Source organism: Cryobacterium sp. Hz9 (assembly GCF_004402825.1).
GTDB lineage: Bacteria > Actinomycetota > Actinomycetes > Actinomycetales > Microbacteriaceae > Cryobacterium > Cryobacterium gelidum.
In genome coordinates this window covers 213,308-233,360 of record NZ_SOFC01000022.1, presented here as the reverse complement: position 1 = coordinate 233,360, position 20,053 = coordinate 213,308, and the positions used below count along the sequence as shown (strand labels likewise).

The 20,053-nt window shown below is 66.9% G+C and carries 12 protein-coding genes; 3 read left to right on the top strand and 9 right to left on the bottom strand.

What is annotated here, in order from left to right; genetic code table 11:
- Positions 1-54: 54 nt before the first annotated feature.
- The 7 genes from E3N85_RS12135 to E3N85_RS12105 all read right to left on the bottom strand — a co-directional run bounded on the left by E3N85_RS12135 (position 55) and on the right by E3N85_RS12105 (position 14,259).
- Positions 55-723, bottom strand: coding sequence for an alpha/beta hydrolase (locus E3N85_RS12135; protein WP_134463504.1), 669 nt, complete (start codon positions 721-723; stop codon positions 55-57).
- Entirely contained in the window at positions 720-1,718 is a 999-nt protein-coding gene (locus tag E3N85_RS12130) for a ring-cleaving dioxygenase (protein ID WP_134463502.1), read from the bottom strand. The genes E3N85_RS12135 and E3N85_RS12130 overlap by 4 nt, the downstream gene beginning before the upstream one ends.
- 74 nt (positions 1,719-1,792) lie before the next feature.
- Positions 1,793-3,055 carry an MFS transporter gene (locus tag E3N85_RS12125; protein WP_241978477.1) on the bottom strand — a complete coding sequence of 421 codons (1,263 nt, stop codon included), beginning with the start codon at positions 3,053-3,055 and terminating at the stop codon, positions 1,793-1,795.
- Positions 3,056-3,184: 129 nt separating this feature from the next.
- Positions 3,185-6,859, bottom strand: a complete 3,675-nt coding sequence (locus E3N85_RS12120) for a S8 family serine peptidase (RefSeq protein ID WP_134463500.1) — start codon at positions 6,857-6,859, stop codon at positions 3,185-3,187.
- Positions 6,860-7,159: 300 nt separating this feature from the next.
- Positions 7,160-10,747 (bottom strand): S8 family serine peptidase, encoded by a 3,588-nt coding sequence (locus E3N85_RS12115; protein WP_241978476.1) that lies wholly within the window; start codon positions 10,745-10,747, stop codon positions 7,160-7,162.
- A gap of 256 nt (positions 10,748-11,003) precedes the next feature.
- Positions 11,004-12,926, bottom strand: a complete 1,923-nt coding sequence (locus tag E3N85_RS12110; RefSeq protein WP_134463496.1) for a heavy metal translocating P-type ATPase — start codon at positions 12,924-12,926, stop codon at positions 11,004-11,006.
- A 118-nt stretch (positions 12,927-13,044) separates the two neighbouring features.
- A complete protein-coding gene (locus tag E3N85_RS12105) occupies positions 13,045-14,259 on the bottom strand; it encodes an NADP-dependent isocitrate dehydrogenase (protein ID WP_134463494.1) in 1,215 nt (404 codons plus the stop codon).
- 159 nt (positions 14,260-14,418) lie between these two features.
- Between E3N85_RS12105 and E3N85_RS12100 the strand changes: the two genes are divergently transcribed.
- The 3 genes from E3N85_RS12100 to E3N85_RS12090 all read left to right on the top strand — a co-directional run bounded on the left by E3N85_RS12100 (position 14,419) and on the right by E3N85_RS12090 (position 16,100).
- Entirely contained in the window at positions 14,419-14,871 is a 453-nt protein-coding gene (locus E3N85_RS12100) for a GNAT family N-acetyltransferase (protein WP_134463492.1), read from the top strand.
- A gap of 18 nt (positions 14,872-14,889) precedes the next feature.
- Positions 14,890-15,273, top strand: coding sequence for an MGMT family protein (locus E3N85_RS12095; protein ID WP_134463490.1), 384 nt, complete (start codon positions 14,890-14,892; stop codon positions 15,271-15,273).
- 473 nt (positions 15,274-15,746) lie between these two features.
- Positions 15,747-16,100 carry a cytoplasmic protein gene (locus E3N85_RS12090; RefSeq protein WP_134463488.1) on the top strand — a complete coding sequence of 118 codons (354 nt, stop codon included), beginning with the start codon at positions 15,747-15,749 and terminating at the stop codon, positions 16,098-16,100.
- 3 nt (positions 16,101-16,103) lie between these two features.
- Here E3N85_RS12090 and E3N85_RS12085 read toward each other — a convergent pair whose 3' ends face one another.
- On the bottom strand, positions 16,104-17,909 hold the full coding sequence (locus E3N85_RS12085; protein ID WP_134463486.1) for an ABC transporter ATP-binding protein: 1,806 nt from the start codon (positions 17,907-17,909) through the stop codon (positions 16,104-16,106).
- Entirely contained in the window at positions 17,906-19,780 is a 1,875-nt protein-coding gene (locus tag E3N85_RS12080) for an ABC transporter ATP-binding protein (protein ID WP_134463484.1), read from the bottom strand. Before E3N85_RS12080 ends, E3N85_RS12085 begins: the two co-directional genes overlap by 4 nt.
- Positions 19,781-20,053 lie beyond the last annotated feature (273 nt).

Below are 20,053 nucleotides of genomic sequence, written 5' to 3'. Positions count from 1 at the left end.
CGAGCAATGCCCGGGTGACGCCGTCAATCGGGCATTGCTTGCTCTCTCCTCTTGTTACGCCACTGTGCCAAGCCATTCCACCGCGGAAGCGATATCCGTTTCGGTGATGCCGTGGCCACCGGGGCGCAGCCCCTGCTGCACCTGCGCGCCGCGCTGTTCGAGCACGGTGATGAGCCTCTGCACGCTCGGCAACGGCGCCATCGGGTCACTTGTACCGTTCCGGAGCAGCACGGCGGAGCCTGCCAGTTCGCTCTTCGCGACCCGCGCGTCAATCGCATTGGATCCTGCATCCGCGGCAGTCCGGTCGAGCGGATGCATCCCGGAGAACGCGATCACCCGCGCCAGCACCTGGGGGTGTAGCAGCGCCGTGGCGAGGGCGATATTGGCACCGTTCGAGAATCCGACGGCGACCAGCCGGCGATCGCCCAGCTCGTAGTGGCTCCGTGCCCAGATGAGGAATGTGGCGAGGTCATCGGCTCGTCGGGCCACGTCGTCGGTGTCGAAGACGCCCTCCGACCGGCGACGGAACCAGCGGTTCATACCGTTCTCCTGCACCCGACCGCGCGGGGCAAGCACGGCGGCCCGCGGGTCCAGCGCGGGGGCTAGACCGCTGATCTGCTGTTCATCACCCCCGGTTCCGTGCAGCATCAGTAGCACGGGCGCGTCGATCGAACCCGGTCGGAACAGGTGCGGCCACTCGGCTTCCGGTATCGCGACACTCATTCGGCAGCAGCCGGAACCGGCGCAGCAGCATCCGCTACCGCCGGGTTGTTTGCGGGCGGCAGCGTGATCGGCACGACCGCATTCTCAATGGCCTCTCGGCTCGGCTCCAGCCACGGCGGAAGCTTGAGCGAACGGCCGAGCTCGAGCAGCGGCTCGTCGATGTCGAATCCGGGGGTGTCGGTAGCGATTTCAAACAACACGCCGCCGGGTTCGCGGAAGTAGATCGATGTGAAGTACTGGCGGTCGAGAATTGCGGTCACGCCGTAGCCGCGGTCCGCGAGCTGCTCGCGCCATTCGGCTTGGGTTGCCCGGTCGGGGACCCGGAAGGCCACGTGGTGCACGCTGCCGCCAGCAGTCAGGCCCGGCTGTCCATCAGGGTCGGCGAGCACGTCGACGAGGTTTCCGGGCGCACCATCGCCGGCCCCCACGCGAATGCGGCCATCCGTTTCGGAGATGACATGCATGCCGAGATCGGTCGTGAGCACCTGCACGGTCTGCGCCGGGTCGGCCACGGTGAGTACGGAGGAGTGCTGGCCGCGTACCGCGAATTCGGCGGGAACGGCGGCGGAGTCCCAGGGATTGCGCGGATCCACCGTCGACGACGCCACCAGGTCGAGCTGCAGCCCGTCGGGGTCTCGCAGCGAAAGCCGTTCCTCGTGCGAGGAACGCCCGGTGACTTCGGATTCCACGCCGAGCTTCGCGAAATGGTCCTTCCACCAGCCGATGCTGCCCGCCGGAACCGAGAACGCGGTCGTCGTCGACTGGCCGGCGCCGGTGCGGCCGCTGCGAATGCCGGTCCAGGGAAAGAAAGTGAGCAGCGAGCCGGGTCGGCCGGAATCGTCGCCGTAGTAGAGGTGATAGGTGCCCGGGTCGTCGAAGTTCACGGTTTTCTTGACGAGGCGCAGGCCAAGCCCGGTCACGTAGAAGTCGATGTTGCGCTGCGGGGCGCCCGCGATCGCAGTGACATGGTGCAGTCCGGTGGTCTGAACGGTCATGTGGTCTTCTCCTGACAAATCGAGCGGTTGATATTTATGCAAACGCATGCATCCACCATCGTATTCCTTATTTCTCAGACGCGGCGCTCCGATGGCATCCGCAGTGCGTAGGCGGCAGCCAGGAGCAGAAAGACCGCGCCGACGGCAAACCCGGCCGAGAACGAGAAGGTATCAACGAGCAGGCCCGCTACGAGCGGACCGACGATCGCACCGGCATCCGCACACATCGAGAACACCGACACCGGGCGGCCCCCGCGCGCACCGGCGGCATCGCCCACCGCGGCGGCCGGCGCGGTGCCCATGAACGCGGCGGCGACCCCGTAGACACAGAGCAGGGCACCGAGCACCCAGATGTTCGGCGCGAACGAGATGGCCACAATGGCGAGCCCGGCCACAGCGAACGCCCCGATGATGGCTGGTTTACGGCCGACGGTGTCGACAAACCGGGCGGCCGGCGCGAGCGCGAGCGCTTGCGCCACCGCCGCCGCGGCGAGGGCGATGCCGGTCCACGAGCTCGTGCCGCCGAGCACCACCACGACGAAGAGTGGAATGAGCGTCGTACGCACCCCGAGCGAGGTCCACCCCTGAGCAAAGTTGGCCAGGCACGCCGCGCGAAAACGTTCGTCGCGCAGCACGTTCCGAAACGGCGTTCGTTCAGCGGATGCGTCGGCGCCGGCCAGCGCGCTGCCCCGCCCGCCCGAACGCAGCAGAAACAGCCCGACCAGGCCCGCCACGGTGAGGGTGCCGGCGTAGAAGAAGAACGGCGCGGTCAGTGAGATGGTCGCGAGCAGGCTGCCGATCGCTGGGCCGGCCATGCCGCCGATCAGAAATCCGCCCTGATAGAAACCGATGGCGCGGGCCCGGCGACCCGGCTCGGCGGTGCGCAGCAGCAGCGTCATCGCCGACACCGAGAACATTGCCGAACCGATACCGCCCGCACCGCGTAGCAGCAGCAGTTGCAGGTAGCTGTCGGCGGCGCCGACCAGCCCGCTCGAGAGCGCCACGATTCCGATACCCACGGCGAGCACGGTGCGCTCCCCCGCCCAGTCGATCAACCGGCCGCAGGCGGGGCTGAAGACGAACCGCATGAGCGCGAACGCGGAGACGACCGCTCCGACCTCGAGGTTGCCCACCCCGAAGCTCTGCACGTAGACCGGCAGCACCGGAACGACGACGCCGAACCCCACCATCACGAAGAACGCGATCACGCCGAGCACGATCACGTCGCGGTTCAGGCGGGGCTTCGGCCCCGCGCCGGGCGCAGTCGCCCCCGGTACCGTCAGCCCGCGTACAGCGGATACCCCCGGTCGCCGCCGCATCCATCTCGCCACTCGCATCCCCCCAGCCTAAGCTCCCGCGCTGCGCTGCGCGGCGGCGGGCCCATCCTGCGAACGCGGGCCCAGGTGCTGTCCTGGACCCGCGTTCCGGGCCCGATGCAGGAGACCGTGCCCGACAACCGTGCGGGGCTACCGCACGACCAACAGGGAACGCGACGCACTGTTCGCGGCAGCGACCGTCTCGTTGCCGGCGTAGTGTCCGGCGACCTGGTACAGACCGCGATCGAGCCGGGGCAGCGTGACGCTGCCGTGCCCCTTTGCGTCGAGCGCCACGGTGAAGCGGCGCTTGTCGACCGTGACGGTGACCGTGTCGCCGACCGCACCCTTGCTGGTCACCGCGACCGACACGGTGACCCGGCTGGAGAAGAAGACGGCCCGGTGATTCAACGTCACCGCAACCTTGGCGGCATACTTCACCACGACCCCCGCAGACGTCGCCGACGCGCTCGGCAGCCCGTCCTTCGACGCCGTCACCAGCACGGTCAGTGTCGTGCCGGCGAGCGCCGCCGTCGGCCGGAAGGTCGAGGAGGTCGCGCCGATAATGTCGACGCCATCGCTGCGCCACTGGTAGCCGAAGGCGAGGCCCTCGGTGTTCCATTTTCCGGGATCAGCCGTCAAGACAGATCCGCTCTCGGGGGTGCCGGACACGCTCGGCACCACCGTGTTCACCGGTGCGACCGGTTCGCTGCCTGCGCTGGCGGCAACGGCAAGAATCGTCGATGCTGTGCTGTCGCCGTAATCCACCACGCCGAGATACGGTGTGTTCGGCAGGAGGCCGGCCCAGCTCAGCGTGTATATGTGCGGAACGCCTTGCGATCCTTGGATCGCCGACGGGGTCGCCGTGAACCCGTTGGTGGGTTTCCCCGACGAGACCGAGAAGGTATTCACGTCGAATGCTGTCGAACCGGAGAACACGTCCACGATGACCTGGTAGAAACCTGCCTCCGGGGCAGGAAGGTCAACGAATTCGTCGGCGGAACCGGTGGCGGACTGCCAGCCAGCGATCGGGTCGCCGCCCGGGCCGTCGAGCAGGAGCACGAACAGGTCGAGGTCGGTCGAATCATCCACAGCGTTCAGGTCGAACCGGGCCAGCCGGTCTCCCTGAATCTCCACCTCATAGGTGAACTCATCGCCGGTCGAGCCCGCATCGGTGTGCGGGCTGGACGGGTCGTCGGCGTTGTCCCGGTGTACCCCGTTGGCGAGGCCGCTGAGGTTCAGCGCGACCGGCTCGGACCCGCCCGGCGTCACCGTGACGTCAACAGAGCCGTCGAGGCCGGTGCCGCTCACCTGCGTGGGGGCCACGACGGTGACGGGTCGAATGGCGATCGGGCTGTGCACGATGTCGAAGAAGTCCCCCGGGTCGCCCGATCCGCCATTACCGAAGCCCCAGTCCAGCGAACCGGTGGCATAGACGTCGAGTGGGGCATCCGTTCGGGTGAACGTCACCGTGTAACTCTGTGTTTCGCCAACGCTGTCGAAGGTCAACGTGGCCGGCGAGACGACCGCGTTGATGCCGGGAATATCGATCGGGGTCGCCGTATAGGTGCCTTCCCGGGCGCTCGTCACCGTGCGGGTCACGGTCTCCGGTGCGGCCAGGGCGCCAATCGTGATGGACGGCAGATTCAGGTTGCTCGCGTCAATCGGATCCACACCGGCATCGAATCCGATTCCCTGGAGGTAGGCCAGCCAGTCGGCGGGGCCGCTCTGGTAGATCAATCCTGGAAAGTCGAACGCGGTCGGGTTGACGTTGCCAGCGCCCTGCGCGAACGGGTCGCTGACCCGGTCGCCGTCGGCACCGACGGTGTCCTTGGCGGTCGTCATCATGACCGACTTGATTTCGGCCGGTGTCGCGAGCGGCTTGACACCGAGATACAGCGCGGCCAGGCCGGCGATGTGCGGGCTGGCCATGGAAGTTCCGGACAAAAATTTGAACGTCGGCTCGGTACCGGCCGCGTTAGCACCGTCGGCGAGAATCCCCACGCCGGGAGCGGCGATATCGGGTTTGAGGATGTCGCCGCCGTCGGCTGTCAACGGACCGCGGGAGGAGAATCCGGCGATCTGCGGAACCGCGGTCTGTACGTCGGTCGTGTTTTCGGGCGTGAACGTGACTGTCGCCCCGACGGTAGCTGCGTAGGCATAGATCGGGTCGAAGGCGGGAGCATCCAGGTGGATGCTCGGCACCGCGTGCTCGTCCGGGTCAACGTCGAGCGGGGTGCGGTTGACCAGCACCATGCCGCTACCGCCGGCCCGCAACACCTCCGCCGATTTATCCACCCGGTTGTAGACGCCACGCTCGCAGAACACGATCGCCCCGGCGACCTTCGCGTCGTCGAGTGCGCCGGGCGCGCAGAGCAGCGCGTCGGCCGGGTCGAAGCCGTCGACCGCCACGAGGTCGGCGCGGACCAGATCGCCCGCCAGCGGTGGCGCGCCCGGCGTGCGGTCCACGGTTATGGAGGCTCCGGCATAGGCCGAGCCGTTGCCGAGGGTGGCAGTGGCTTCGTAGGCTGGAATCGTGCTCGCCGCGACCGTGGTGATCCACGGTGCGGCGTTGTCAACGGTCGATGGGCCGGGCCCGGCGTTGCCAGCGGATGCCGCCACGAAAATTCCCGCAGCCGCAGCTCCCAAGAATGCTTGGTCGGACGCCGAGAAGGTGGTCTGCGCCGGGCTGCCGCCGAGCGAATAGTTGATCACATCGACCCCATCCGAGATCGCCTGGTCCAGGGCCTTCAGGATGTCGGACTCGGCGCAACCATCGTCGTCCGTCGACCGGGAATCGACGCCCGACCAGCAGACCTTGTAGGCCGCGATCTTCGCTCCAGGGGCAACGCCCGAGATGGCACCGAAACCGACGCCGCTCACGTTGGCATCAATGTTGAAATTGCCGCCGGCGGTGCTCGCGGTGTGCGAACCGTGTCCATCGCCGTCACGCGGGGAGACATATTCGCCGGTCGCGGCCGTGCCGATCTGATCGGCGCCGAAGCCGTCGAGGTAGTACCGGGCGCTCACGATTTTCGTGCTGCAGGCGCTCGGGGTAAATTGCTCTCCGGTCTGGCAGGTGCCGGTGAAGGTGCTGCCGTCAGCCTTGTTCATGGTGATGGTGTCCCCGTCGAGCCACGGCTGGTCGCCCGGCGACGTGCCGAGCGGCTCTCCGGCGAATGACGGGTTCTCGGGGGCGATCCCCGAGTCGAGCACGCCGATGACGATGCCCTTGCCGGCCTCGTTCGGGCCACCGAGCTTGGACCACAGGCCGGTGGGGCCGCTCAACCGCAAAAAATCGGTTGACGACTCGACCGTGAGGTGTTTGAGAGCATCGGGTTCGACCGACATCACGTTCTTCTTCATCGCGAGGGCTGCCGCCTGCTTGCCGGTCAGCTGCGCCGCGAACCCGTTGAGGGCGAGCGTGTAGGAGTACGCCAGGGTTGCATCGACGGAGGCCGCCACCTCGCGCTGAACGCGTGTGAGATAGTCCCGGTAGTTCTCGACCGAGCGGCTCTGCGCGTCGAGCTTGGCCCCGGCATCTGGCATGGTGGCCGAGAAACCGTTGACACCGCCCCGATACAGTGCGACAGCCTCGTCGCTGAGGGTCACGATGTAGCGGCCGGCCGTGAAATCCATCCGCTGCCCACCGGGCGAGGCGATGCTGCCGAACGGTCCGGTCGCAGCAGGGGCGGCGCCGGCGCGCAGTGTGCCGCCGACGAGTATCGAAGCGCCTACCAGGGCGACGGCGACGGTGGCCGCGATTGTGGCACGGCGACGCGTGCGAGATTTTGGCGTCGGGTTCAGCGCTGAATCCGGCGCTGACATCGTTCGCCTGAAGAAAGAACTCACGTGGGCGTCCCATCCGATCGGGGTGCGAGGTGGTCTCGTTCCACACAGGAACGGTTCGCTGTTCCACGGCGCGGGACAGTTCGCACGTGACGGTAGCGCGCTCGCCACCCCCCGGATAGGGGCACTTCGCAGATACCGCACGCAGGGGCACGGCGTGGGTGAACGCGGGGTGCGCCAACGAACGCGCGCCGCAGCATCCGCTTCAAAACGGATGCTGCGGCGCGTGCCGGCCGCTTCGAAACGGATGCTGCGGCGCGTGCCGGCCGCTCGGCCCGGCTACCGCACGGTCAGCGTGCGCCCTTTGCTCGCCGCTGCGGCGATGAGGTCGGTGCCCGCATAGTGCGCGGTGACCGTGTATGTGCCGCGGTCGAGACCGTTCAGCGTGAGCGATCCCGTGCCCGTTGCGTCAAGGGCCACGTTGTAGCTCGTGTCGTCGACCAGAACCTGCACCGCCCCCGGCTGCGCCGAGCGCGGTGCCTTGGTCTTCACCGAGACGTCGATCTTCACGCCGGTCGAGTGCCGCTGGGACTTCGACTCCAGCGTGAGGTCGAGCGTGGACTGGTACTTCACGACCACCCCGGCCGACGTTGCGATACCGTCCGGCAGACCATCACCCGTCGCGGTGACCACCACGGTGAGCGTCTGGCCAGCGACCGACGTGGTCGGCTTGTAGTCGACCGTGGTGGCCTTCTTGATATCGCGACCATCGGACTGCCACTGATAGCTGAAGGCCAGGCCGGCAACGTTCCACACACCGGGGTTGGCGGTCAGTTTCTGACCGACGACAGCGGCGCCCTCGATCGAGGGCGCGACCGTGTTGACGGGAGCCTCGGGCTCGGGTTCCGCGCCGCTGGCCACCGACACCACCGTCGATACCGTGGTGTCGCCGTAGCCGACCAGGCCGAGATACCCGGTCTCGGGCGTCAAGCCCGTCCAGGACAGCGAGTACGTCGCCGCGACACCCTGCTGGCCAGCGACGACAGCTGGCGCGGCCGCGAACGACCCCTCGCCGGCGCCGGCGAGCACCGAGTAGGTGTTGACGTTGAACGCGGTCGATCCGCTGTAGACGGAGTTGACCACCTGGTAGAAGCCGGCCTGCGGATCGACCAGGTCGAGGCGCTCATCGGCCGACCCGGTCGCGGACTGCCAGCCGGCAACCGGGGTTCCACCGTCACCGTTCAGACGGTAGACGATCAGGTCGAGGTCGGCGGTCTGATCGAGTGCATCGAGGTCGAAGCGGGCAAGCTGGGTGCCCTCTGGCACCTCGACCTGGTAGCGGAACTCGTCCCCGGCTGCGCCCGTTCCGGTGTTCGGGCTCGAAGGGTTGGCCGGGTCGCTCTGGTGCAGCCCGGCCGCGAGCCCGATCAGTTTCAGCGGCACGTCTCCAGTGGCTCCGGGCGTAATGGACACGTCGACCGAGCCGTCGACGCCGGTGCCCTCCGCGGTGGCGGGGGCAACGAGGGTCACCGGCTGGATGGCGACGGGACTGTGCACGAGCGTGCCCGCGTCACTCACCCAGTTGAGCGCGCCGGTCGAGAACGTGTCGAGCGGGGCATCCGTTCGGGTGAAGGTCACGGTATAACTGACCGATTCGCCCGCGGCACCGAAGCTCAACGTGGCGGGCGAAACGATCGCGTTGATGCCGGGCACGGTGACCGGCTGCGCCCTGAAGGTGCCGGCTTCGGTGCTGGTGACGGTGCGCGTGATGGTTTCCGGTGCGGTCAGTGACCCGATCGCGATCGAAGCCAGGTTGAGGTTGCTCGGGTCGACCGCGTCGGCGCCGACGTCGTAGCCGATGCCCTGAATGTACGAGTACCAGTCGTCGGTGTCGTTCAAATAGAGCAGGCCCGGCTCGAACATCTTCGTCGGGTCAACGTGTCCGGCACCTTGGACGAACGGGTCGGTGACGGTGACACCGTTGGCGTCGACGGTGTCGTAGGCGCTTGTCATCAGTGCCGATTTGATCTCACCCGGCGTCGCGAGCGGGCGTTCACCCAGGTACAGGGCGGCGAGCCCGGCGATCTGCGGGCTCGACATCGATGTCCCCGAGAGGAACTGCCAGGTCGGCTCGCCACCCGCAGCATTGGGCCCGTCGGCGAGAATGGCCACGCCGGGCGCGGTCACGTCGGGCTTCAGGATGTCGCTGCCGTCGGCGAGTACCGGTCCGCGGGAGGAGAACCCGGCCACCTGCGGTGTCGGCGGCGTGTAGCTGGTCGTGTTGCCATCGGTGAACACGACGGATGCCCCGGCGCTGCCCGCGTAGCCAAACGTCGCATCCCAATACGGCGCGTCGAGGTGAACGGTGGGCACGGCGTGCTCGTCGGTGTCGACCGAGCCGGGCACGCGGTTCACCAGGAGCATGCCGATGCCGCCGGCCCTCAGTACCTCGGCCGACTTCGCTACCCGGCCATAGACACCGCGTTCACAGAACACGACGGTGCCGGCGACCTGCGCGGCATCGAGGGAATCGGGGCCGCAGAGCCGGGCGTCGCCCGGGTCGTGGCCAGCGACGGCCACGAGGTCACCGCGCACGAGCGGTCCGGCCAGCGGGGTGGCGCCAGGGGTACGGTCGACCGAGATCGATCCGCCCGCGTAGGCGGTGCCGTCGCCGAGAGTCGCGGTGGCCTCGTAGCCGGGGATGGTGCTCGCGGCGACGGTGGTGATCCACGGGGCCGCGTTGTCGAGCGTGGAAGCGCCGGGGCCGGAGTTTCCGGCCGAGGCTGCCACGAAGATGCCGGCGGCGGCCGCGCCGAGGAAAGCCTGGTCGGTCGGCGAGACCGTGGTGTCGGCCGCTCCGCCGCCGATCGAATAGTTCAGTACGTCGACGTTGTCGGCGACGGCCTGATTGATGCCGGCCAGCAGGTCGGAGGTGGCGCAGCCGTCATCGGTGGACAGTGCGGGGTCCGGGCCGGACCAGCACACCTTATAGGCGGAGATCTTCGCCGCCGGGGCGACGCCGGAGATGAGTCCGTAGTCGAGTCCGCTGATGGTCGCGGTCACGTCGTGGTTGCCGCCGGCGGTGCTCGCGGTGTGCGACCCGTGGCCGTCGCCATCGCGAGGCGAGAGGTATTCGCCGGTAGCAGCGCTGCCGATACGGTCGGCGCCGAAGCCGGTCACGAAGTAGCGCGCACCGACAATCTTGGTGTTGCAGTCGTTCGCGGCAAACTGCAGCCCGGTGACGCACTGGCCGGTGAAGGTGGTGCCGTCGCTCTTGTTCATGGTGATGGTGATGGTGTCACCGTCGAGCCAGGGTTCCTTACCGGCCGTGTTGCCGAGCACGTCGCCGGAGAAGGAGGGGTTCTCGGGCGCGATTCCGGTGTCGAGCACACCGATGACGACGCCCGCGCCCGCGGTTTCGGTGCCGCCGGTATTCGCCCAGACGCCGTCATCGCCGGAGAGCCCGAGAAAATCGGTCGATGAGGTTGCCGTCACGTGCTTGAGCTCGTCGGGCGTGATGGCCACGACCTCTTTCTCGGCCGAGAGCGCGGCGGCCTGCGCGGCGGTGAGTTCGGCCGCGAACGCGTTGAGGGCGAGTGTGTAGGAGTAGTCGATCGTGGCATCAACGGATGCCGCCACCTTCTTCTGCTTGCCGCTTAGATAATCGGAATAGCTTGCCGAGGCGCGACTGCGCGGGTCGAGGCGGGCACCGGCATCCGGGGTGGTCGGGGCAAAGCCGTCGATCCCGCCGGTGTAGGTGGCGACGGCGTCGTCGGCCAGGGTCACGATGTAGCGGCCGTCGGTGAAGTCGGTGACCGGCTGGCCGATGCCGGCGCCGATGATGCCGCCGAGTCCGGGAGCCGGCGGGGCGGCTGCAGCGCCGGTCACGCCGACCAGGGCGGCGGCGGCGACGAGGGTCGTGGTCACGAACACCGCCATCACTCTTCGCCGCGGCAGTGGAGCGAACTGCGGGTTTTCTGGCGGGAGTGCGATTCGCCTGAAGTGTGATTTCACGTGCGTGTCCAATCGGATCGGAATGCGCTGACCGCTCTGCCCCAGTTCAGGGTGCAGCGTGATCGTGAACGTATCGCACGAGTCCCAGCCCCGTACAGTGCGCAGATTGCTCGGTAACAGGATCGTTATCTTGGCGTCTGCACAATTCGGGCCTCGAAATGCTCCCGATTCAGACCGGTCTGTCTATGACTGGGTGTACCGGTCTGTCTGCTTTTTCCGACCCTCCGGAGGCAACCGAAGCCACGCGAGCCGCCGCGATGTCCCGGCGTCCGCCGATCGCGCGCAGCGCGTTCACAATGGTCACCAGGTCGACGATCTCCTGGCTGATCGCTCCCGCCGTCGCAGGAATCAGCCCGAACGCCGCGACGACCATGAGAACGACGCTCAGAATAATGCCCAGCCAGATGCTCTGCAGGGCCACCTGCACGGTGTTTTTCCCGATGCGCACGGCACGCACGGTGCGGGAGATATCGTCGAGCAGAATGACCACGTCGGCCGATTCGCTCGCCGCCGTCGACCCCTTCGCTCCCATTGCGATGCCCACGTCGGCGACGGCCAGCACGGGAGCGTCGTTGACACCGTCACCGACCATGATCACCGGCCGCCGGGTGAGTGCCCGCACCGCATCGACCTTGTCGCTCGGCAGGCAATCCGCCCGCACGTGTACGATGCCGGCTTGGCTCGCCACGTGCTGGGCGGTGCCGCGCGCATCGCCGGTGAGCATGAGATTTTCCCGCACACCGAGGCGTGCCAGGTCGGCGACCGTTTGGCGGGCGTTGTCCCGCACCCGGTCGCTCGCCACGATGCTGCCCGCGAATCGATCATCGACGGCGATGTACATGGCCAGCTCGCCGCCGACCAGGTGCGTGGCCGTGGCATCCGCCGTTCCCTCGTTGATGAAGGAAAGCTTGCCGATCCGCACCACGCCGACCCCGAATCGCGCCTCAACACCGAAGGTCGCGGCTTCGCTCGCCGAGTCCGCCGTGTGCAATTCGAGACCGCGCTCGTGCGCGGCCGCGATAACGGATGCCGCGAGCACGTGACTCGAATACTGCTCGGCCGATGCCGCCAGGGTCAACAGTTCGTCGGCGCTGAACCCCGCTTCGGGGCGCACCTCGGTGATCGTGGGTGTTCCGTAGGTGAGCGTTCCGGTTTTATCGAAGACGACCGTTTGGGCACGGGAGAGCGCTTCGAGCACCCCGGCGCCCTTGACGATGATGCCGTTGCGGGCGGCGCGACTCATGCCGCCCATGAACGCGACCGGCGCGGCCAGCAGCAGCGGACACGGTGTCGCCACCACGAGCACCTCGGCGAACCGCACCGGATCATTGGAGAGCATCCAGGCGAGTCCGGCGAGTGCGAGCGCGCCCGCGGTGAACGGCACGGCATAGCGGTCGGCGAGTCGCACCACCGGGGCTTTGCTCTGCGATGCCTCTTCGACGAGGGCGATGATGTGCTGGTACTGACTGTTCGCGGCAGTCGACGTGGCGACAATGGTCGCCGCCAGCTGCCCATTGATCGATCCGCTCAGAACTCCGTCACCGGCCGTGCGTTCGACCGGGAGGCTCTCGCCGGTGAGCGAGGACTCGTCGAACACGGCGCTGTCGGACCGCAGTTTTCCGTCGACGGGCACGACCTCGGCGGGGCGCACGAGGAGGAGGTCCCCCACACGCACCTCGGTGGCGGGCACGTCGATGGCCTCTTTCGACGCGGCGTCGAGTCGATGCGCGATTTGGGGGGCGCGTTTCAGCAGCGCGTCGAGCTCACGGGCTGCCCGCCCCGCCGCGAAGTCTTCGAGGGCTTCCCCGCCCGCGAGCATGAGCACGATGAGTAGGGTTGCCACATATTCGCCGACGAGAACGGTTGCGACGATCGCGATGATGGCAAGCAGGTCGACGCCGAAGCTACCCCGAAACAGTTGCCGCAGCATACCAACGGATGCGATCAGGGCTGCGGCCAAACCGAACCCGCTGAACAGCCAGCGCACCGCATCCGCTGCCCCGACGAGAGCCAAGACCAGCCCGAGCAGGCCGACGAGGACGGTGGCGCAAACGAGGGGGTAACGGCGCACAAGCGCGAGAAGGCGAGGCATGCCCGAATTCTCCCGCTCTCCGCGGCTTTTCGCCACCACACCGCGCCACGCCGGCACCCCGGAAAGCCCACAGGGCCCCGACCGATTGCGATCGAGGCCCCGCGGGAGTACGTGCGGACTACGCCAGACGCGCCTGCAGGTTCTCTGCGATCGAGGCAAGGAACTCCTCGGTGGTCTGGTAGCCCTGGTCCGGGCCGACCAGGAGCGCGAGGTCCTTCGTCATCATGCCGCTCTCGACGGTCTTGATGACGACGTCTTCGAGGGTCAACGCGAACTCGGCCAGGGCCGGGTTGTTGTCGAGCTTCGCCCGGTGCGAGAGGCCGCGGGTCCAGGCGTAGATCGACGCGATCGGGTTGGTCGAGGTGGGCTTACCGAGCTGGTGCTGACGGTAGTGGCGCGTCACAGTGCCATGGGCGGCCTCCGCCTCGACGACCGTGCCGTCGGGGGTCGAGAGCACGCTGGTCATGAGGCCGAGCGAACCGAAGCCCTGGGCCACGGTGTCGGACTGGACGTCACCGTCGTAGTTCTTGCAGGCCCAGAGGTAGCCGCCCTCCCACTTCATGGCGGAGGCGACCATGTCATCGATCAAACGGTGCTCGTAGGTCAGTCCCGCCGCGTCGAAGGCGGCCTTGAACTCGGTGTCGAAAATGTCCTGGAAGATGTCCTTGAAGCGACCGTCATAGGCTTTGAGAATCGTGTTCTTGGTCGAGAGGTAGACCGGCACCTTGCGCTCGAGGCCGTAATTCAGCGAGGCGCGTGCGAAGTCGATGATCGATGAATCGAGGTTGTACATGCCCATGGCCACACCGTCGCCCGGAGCCTGGAAGACCTCAAACGTGGACGGCGCGCTGCCGTCCTGCGGCGTGAAGGTCATGCTGAGCGTGCCCTTGCCCTTGAACCGAAAGTTGGTGGCCTTGTACTGGTCGCCGTAGGCGTGGCGGCCGATGATGATCGGCTTGTTCCAGCCCGGCACGAGGCGAGGGATGTTGGAGATGATAATGGGCTCGCGAAAGATGGTGCCGCCGAGGATGTTGCGAATGGTGCCGTTCGGCGAGAGCCACATTTGCTTCAGGCCGAATTCCTCCACCCGCGCTTCGTCGGGGGTGATGGTGGCGCACTTCACGCCAACGCCATGCTTTTGAATGGCGTGTGCGGCGTCGATCGTAATCTGGTCGTTGGTCTCGTCGCGCTTTTGAATTGAGAGGTCGTAGTACTCAAGGTCGATGTCGAGGTACGGGTGAATCAGCGTTTCTTTGATGGCGTGCCAGATGATGCGGGTCATCTCGTCGCCATCGAGCTCGACAACTGTTCCCTCAACCGTGATCTTCGACAAAAATTTCTCCTCTGTACTCAGTAAGGCCCTCACGGCCATCGTCTACCTTACTAGAGGCTCACAACTATCTTGACATCGAGATAAATCGGGCAGGTGAATTGCCGGGGTCAAACACTCCCGCGACTATCGACTACCCCGGCCGCACGTTAGCCTGATCACATGGGTGAGCTGACGCTGGAAGAATTATCCGCACGAAACATCGTCGCGGCCAACTCCTTGAGCCTGAAACCAGGCCAGGAACAATTCATTGCGCCGGTCTCGTATTCGGTCGCAGCTTCGGTGATCAACCCGGCCACATCGTGGCAGCGTGTGGTGCTTCTGGACGGCATCGTCGCCGGTTTCATCCACGGCAATTTCGACCCCAACTCCGAGCACGAAGAGTTTCGCGCCTGCATCTGGCGCATCAACGTCAACGCCGACACACAGGGCCAGGGCGTCGGCAAGTACGCCGCCGAGGCGCTCGCCGCCGAAGCCCGTGACCGTGGTTTCGACCACGTCAACGTCATCTGGGAACCCGGCACCGACGGCCCGGAGGCCTTCTTCCACCGCCTGGGATTCGTCGATGTCGGCGAGACCCAGTACGGCGAAGTCATCGGATCGCTGAAGCTCTGACCCGCGTTCAGTCTGCGCATGACCACGCCGGAGCCCGACGACTTCGTGTCCCGGGTGCTTGGTGTGGTTGATTCCATTCCGCCGGGCCGTGTGATGACCTATGGCGGCGTGGCCGCGCAGCTCGGCTCCCGCGCCGCCCGCGCTGTCGGCCAGGTCATGGCCCGCTACGGCTTTGAGGTGGCGTGGTGGCGCGTGATTCGCGCTGGCGGGCATCCGCCGTTCGGGCATGAGGCCGAGGCGCTGCCGCACTACCGCGCCGAGAACACGCCACTGCTCGCGTCACCCACTGATACCGCGGCTGCAATCAGCAGAGCGGCGACCACCCCGGCGGCAGATACCAGCACAGCGGATACCGCCTACCGGGTCGACTACGCCGCCGCCCGCTGGTCGCCGCGCGTGTAGCGCCCACAGTTCGGGCTCGGGTTCAGAGCCGCTTTTCGCCGGGTTCAGGGACCGATTCGGTCGGGCCCTGGTCGGTGTGCAGGCCCGCAGCGGGGTTCACGGCGACTCCGGGGCTTGCGTCGGCGTTCATGACGACGACCGACCAGTCCCGGCACGATACCCAGAACCAGCAAGATGATCGGTCCCGGCCGCGCCCCATTTTGCGCATGCGGGGGACGGTGTGGGTGGGCTCACTGCGGGAGGCGTCACACTGCTCATCGTCTGGCAGCCTTTCTGCTGGGGTAGGTGCCGAAGGAACAGAAGTCCGGATTCAGCATCTCGCACCTCCATAGATCGCACTAGTGACCAAGGACCCGAGGTGCCGGCAGTGGCTCCGCGATGGTTAGCGCCGTTCGATCGCCGTTCGGGCACCCAAGGAGAAGCCGTGAGGTCCGCGCTTGTACACCCTGCTGGCGCGGTGCTACCGTGCTTGCATGCAGAGCGATCCTGTCGTCACCAACCCGCAGTTCTATCGCGTGATCTTCGAGAACGAGCGGGTACGCGTCCTCGAATATCTAGACCGACCCGGCGACGAATCGACGCCGCATCGGCATCCCGACAGCGTCATGTTCACCCTGACCGCATTCCGCCGACGTCTCTCCTCCGGCGGCCGGTTCATCGACGTCGACCTGCCGGAGGGCGTCGCGCGCTGGCTCCCCGCCCAGGAGCATTCCGGGGCGAATACCGGCGAAACGGACACGCACACCATTTTTGTGGAACTCAAGGAACCCGCTCCTCATCCGCTCCCGGCCGGGGCCCCCGAACAACTCGGCCCCATGCCCGACTAGCGGCTACACCAGGGAGTCGCGCCACGCGGCGTGCATCGTCGCAAATCGGCCGGTGCCCGCGATGAGGTCGTGCGGGGCGCCGTCCTCCACGATGCGGCCGTGTTCCATCACGAGCACGCGGTTGGCAATGGCCACAGTCGACAGGCGGTGGGCGATGATCACGGCCGTGCGATCATGCAGCAGTGTCTGCAGCGCCTCCTGCACGAGCCGTTCGCTCGGAATATCGAGCGATGACGTAGCCTCATCGAGGATAAGTACAGCCGGGTTGGCGAGAAAAGCGCGCGCAAACGAGATCAGCTGGCGCTGGCCAGCCGACACTCGCCCGCCACGCTTGTTCACGTCGGTGTCATACCCATTCGGCAGGCTCTCGATGAAGTCGTGGGCACCGACAGCTGCGGCGGCAGCGCGAATCTCCCGCGCCGAGGCATCCGGTTTGCCGATGGCGATATTCTCGGCGACCGACCCGCTGAACAGGTATGCCTCCTGGGTGACCATGACGATCGCGCGCCGCAGGTCCCTGGGGTGCAGGTCACGCAGGTCGACGTCGTCGAGACGCACCCGGCCATCCGTCGGGTCGTAGAACCGGCTCATGAGCTTGGCGAGCGTCGATTTGCCCGCTCCGGTCGACCCGACCAGGGCGATGGTCTGCCCGGCCGGAATATCGAGGTCGAAGTGCGGGAGAATCTCCCGGTCGGCCTGGTAGGCGAACTGCACGTTCTCGAAGCGCACCCGACCGCGAGCCTCCCAGAGATCGACCGGGGCAACCGGATCGGGTACGCCGGGGCGTTCCTCGAGCACGCCCGAGATCTTCTCGAGCGCCGCCGCGGCCGACTGGTAGGAGTTGTAGAACATCGCCATCTCCTCCATCGGGTCGAAGAACCGGCGAGTGTAGAGCAGCGTCGCGAGCAGCGCACCGATCGCAAGCTGGCCGTCGGCCACCCGGAAACCGCCGACGAGCAGCACGGCGGCGACCGTGACATTGCCGATGAGCACGAGCCCCGGATCGAAGACTCCGAACAGTTGGATGACACGCGCGTTGACCTGGCGATAGCTTTCGACGAGTGTGCCGAACACCGATGCGTTGTGCTTCTCGGTGCGGAACGCCTTGACGGCGCGAATGCCGGTCATTGTTTCGACGAACCGCACAATCAGGCTTGCCGACGCGACCCGAGACTGCCGAAACAGGCTCTGCGAGCGCACCTGGAACCAGCGGGTGAGGATGACGAGTGGCAGCAGCGCGCACAGCAGCACGAGTCCACTGGTTCCGTCGAGCAGCACCAGGGCGATCGCGGTGAATGACATATAGAGGAGGCCCTGCACGAGCTGGTTGATGCCGGAGTCGAGCAGTTCCCGAATGGCATCGAGGTCGCTAGTCTGGCGTGAAATGATGCGGCCAGAGGTGTAGGACTCGTGAAACTCGAGGCTGAGCTTCTGCGTGTGCAGGAACACCCGCTTGCGCAGGTCGATCAGCACCGCCTGGCTCACCCGGGCGCTCAACACGGTGTACCAAGCGATCAGCAGCGCACCGAGCACTCCGGCGACGAGGTAGATGGCGCCGGCCGCGGCGAGCGGCATCCAGTCCTGCTTGAGCAATGCGGGCAAGCCACGGTCGATGCCGAAGGCGATGAGCGCCGGGCCGGCCACCTGAGCGGCGGTCGAGACGACGACCACGAGCATGGCGAGCACAACCTTGCCGCGCACCGGCAGCAGCAGCGAGCCGAGCAGCCGCAGGGAACGCGCCCGAATCTGCTTGCTTTCGGCCTTGCTGAAGTCGTGGCGTTCTTCGCCGGTCACACCGGTGACGGTCACAGCTTTTCCTCCGCTCGGTTCGATTCTCTGCGTTCTTCGTCCTCCAGGCTGGAGATGACGAAGGTGTAGTGTGCGCTGGTACGAAGCAGCTCGGAGTGCGTGCCGACGGCGGTGATGCGGCCGTCTTCGAGCAGCGCTACCCGGTCGGCGAGCATGACCGTCGACGGTCGGTGCGCCACGATGAGCGCGGTGGTGTCGACGAGCACCTCGCGCAGCGCGTTCTCGACGAGCGATTCGGTGTTCACGTCGAGCGCCGACAGCGGGTCGTCGAGGATGAGCACCGACGGTCGGGCGGCGACCGCGCGGGCGAGCGCGAGACGCTGTCGCTGCCCGCCGGACAGGCTCATGCCTTCCTCGCCGACGAGGGTGTCGACGCCGAGTGGCAGGTCGTAGACGAACCCGGCCTGCGCGATCTGCAAGGCTTGAGCGAGCGCGGCATCCGCTTCGGGGCTGGTAGCGAACAAATCGGCGCGACCCAGCAGCACGTTGTCACGAACGGATGCCGAGAACAGGGTGGCATCCTCGAACGCCATCGCGAGGTGGCTGCGCAGTTCTTCGCGGCCGAGTGCTCGCACGTCGACACCGTCGAGCGTCACGGCGCCCGAGGTCACGTCATAGAGGCGGGTCGTGAGGGCCGTGAGCGTGGACTTGCCCGAACCGGTGAGGCCGACGAGCGCCATGGTCTCCCCCGGATCGAGCACGAGATCGATGCCGTTGAGCAGGTCGGGAAAGCGCTCCGGTGAGTCCGGGTAGCGAAAGTGCACGTTGTCGAACGCGAGGCGCCCGAGCGGCGCGGCGAGTGTGGCCGGGTGCGCCGGGTCGGTGATCTCGTTGGGGGTGTCGAGAATGTCAAAATACCGGTCGGTCGCGGTGCGCGCGTCGAAGGTCATCGACAGCAGGAATCCGATCGATTCCACCGGAAACCGCAGCACGGTCGCCGTCGCGAAGAACGCCAGCAGCTCGCCGCCGCTGAGCTCTCCCTGGCTGGTGAGCCAGACGCCGGTTACGAGGCAGAGCGCGAACGCCACGTCGGGCACGAGCAGCAACCAGAGCCAGATACCGGCGATGGCGCGTGCCTTCTCGATCTCGGTGCCGCGCAGGCTTTCCGCCTGCGCGGCGAAGTTCTTCAGCGCGAACGATCCACGTCCGAACGCTTTGAGCACACGGATGCCGTGCACGGACTCCTCGACGGCGGTCGCAAGGTCACCGGCCTGATCCTGGCTGCGCCGGGCGATCACCGAGTATTTCTCCTCGAAGACGTAGCCGTAGATCCAGATCGGGATGGAGCAGACCACGAAGATCACGCCGAGAAGCCAGTGCATCCAGAGCAGAATGACGACGCCGACGACAATGGTGAGAAAGTTGACCACCAGCAGCACGAGCCCGAACGATACCCAGCGGCGAATGAGGTTGAGGTCGCTCACGGCGCGGGAGAGCAGCTGCCCGCTCGGCCAGCGGTCGTGGAAGCTCACCGGCAGATCCTGCAGCCGGGCGTACAGGTGATTGCGCATGCGCGCCTCGATATGGGTGCCCGGGGTGAGCACAAACCAGCGGCGCAGGGCGATCATGATCGCCTCGAGCACGCCGAGTCCGAGAACTATCCACACGGCTGGCCAGATCTGTACGGCACTGTCGCCGTTCCCCACCGCGCTGAGCGGGCCGTCGACGAGCCAGGCCAGCACCTGGGGAATGACCAGTGCGACGAGTCCCGCGAGAAGCGCTGCCACCATGCCGAGGTAGATGCGGGGCAGGGCCGGTTTGGCATAGGGGTAGAGCCGTTGCAGGCTGCGAAAAGTGTTGGCCCGTGCGGCAGAGTTCGACGGGGGTGGAGACGAGTGGGGCGGATGCGCCGGTGCGGCGGTGGTGGTCATGGTCCAGTCCTGAATGCGGTGCGGCCGCGCCCCGGGTTGCGGGGGGCGGCGGATGATTCTGGTCGCCGAATCTGAGTGGTACCGGCGACAGGGGACGTACGAATGGCGGCGTGCGGCGCGAGTGCGACGAACGAGTCAGCGGGCAGTTGCGGGCTGCCCCTGCGGTAGCGGCGAGCGGATGCTCCTCGGCCGGAACCGAATACCACCAGGGCACCACGCCGAGCTGGGCACGGGAACGGCTAGTCGACGAGGGACACAGCGGCGGCGTAGAAC

What these genes read in the sequence shown, in the direction of transcription:
- E3N85_RS12135 (WP_134463504.1), bottom strand. Translation starts at nt 723, where the DNA reads ATGAGTGTCGCGATACCGGAAGCCGAGTGGCCGCACCTGTTCCGACCG.
- E3N85_RS12130 (WP_134463502.1), bottom strand. Translation starts at nt 1,718, where the DNA reads ATGACCGTTCAGACCACCGGACTGCACCATGTCACTGCGATCGCGGGC.
- E3N85_RS12125 (WP_241978477.1), bottom strand. Translation starts at nt 3,055, where the DNA reads ATGCGAGTGGCGAGATGGATGCGGCGGCGACCGGGGGTATCCGCTGTA.
- E3N85_RS12120 (WP_134463500.1), bottom strand. Translation starts at nt 6,859, where the DNA reads ATGTCAGCGCCGGATTCAGCGCTGAACCCGACGCCAAAATCTCGCACG.
- E3N85_RS12110 (WP_134463496.1), bottom strand. Translation starts at nt 12,926, where the DNA reads ATGCCTCGCCTTCTCGCGCTTGTGCGCCGTTACCCCCTCGTTTGCGCC.
- E3N85_RS12100 (WP_134463492.1), top strand. Translation starts at nt 14,419, where the DNA reads ATGGGTGAGCTGACGCTGGAAGAATTATCCGCACGAAACATCGTCGCG.
- E3N85_RS12095 (WP_134463490.1), top strand. Translation starts at nt 14,890, where the DNA reads ATGACCACGCCGGAGCCCGACGACTTCGTGTCCCGGGTGCTTGGTGTG.
- E3N85_RS12090 (WP_134463488.1), top strand. Translation starts at nt 15,747, where the DNA reads ATGCAGAGCGATCCTGTCGTCACCAACCCGCAGTTCTATCGCGTGATC.
- E3N85_RS12080 (WP_134463484.1), bottom strand. Translation starts at nt 19,780, where the DNA reads ATGACCACCACCGCCGCACCGGCGCATCCGCCCCACTCGTCTCCACCC.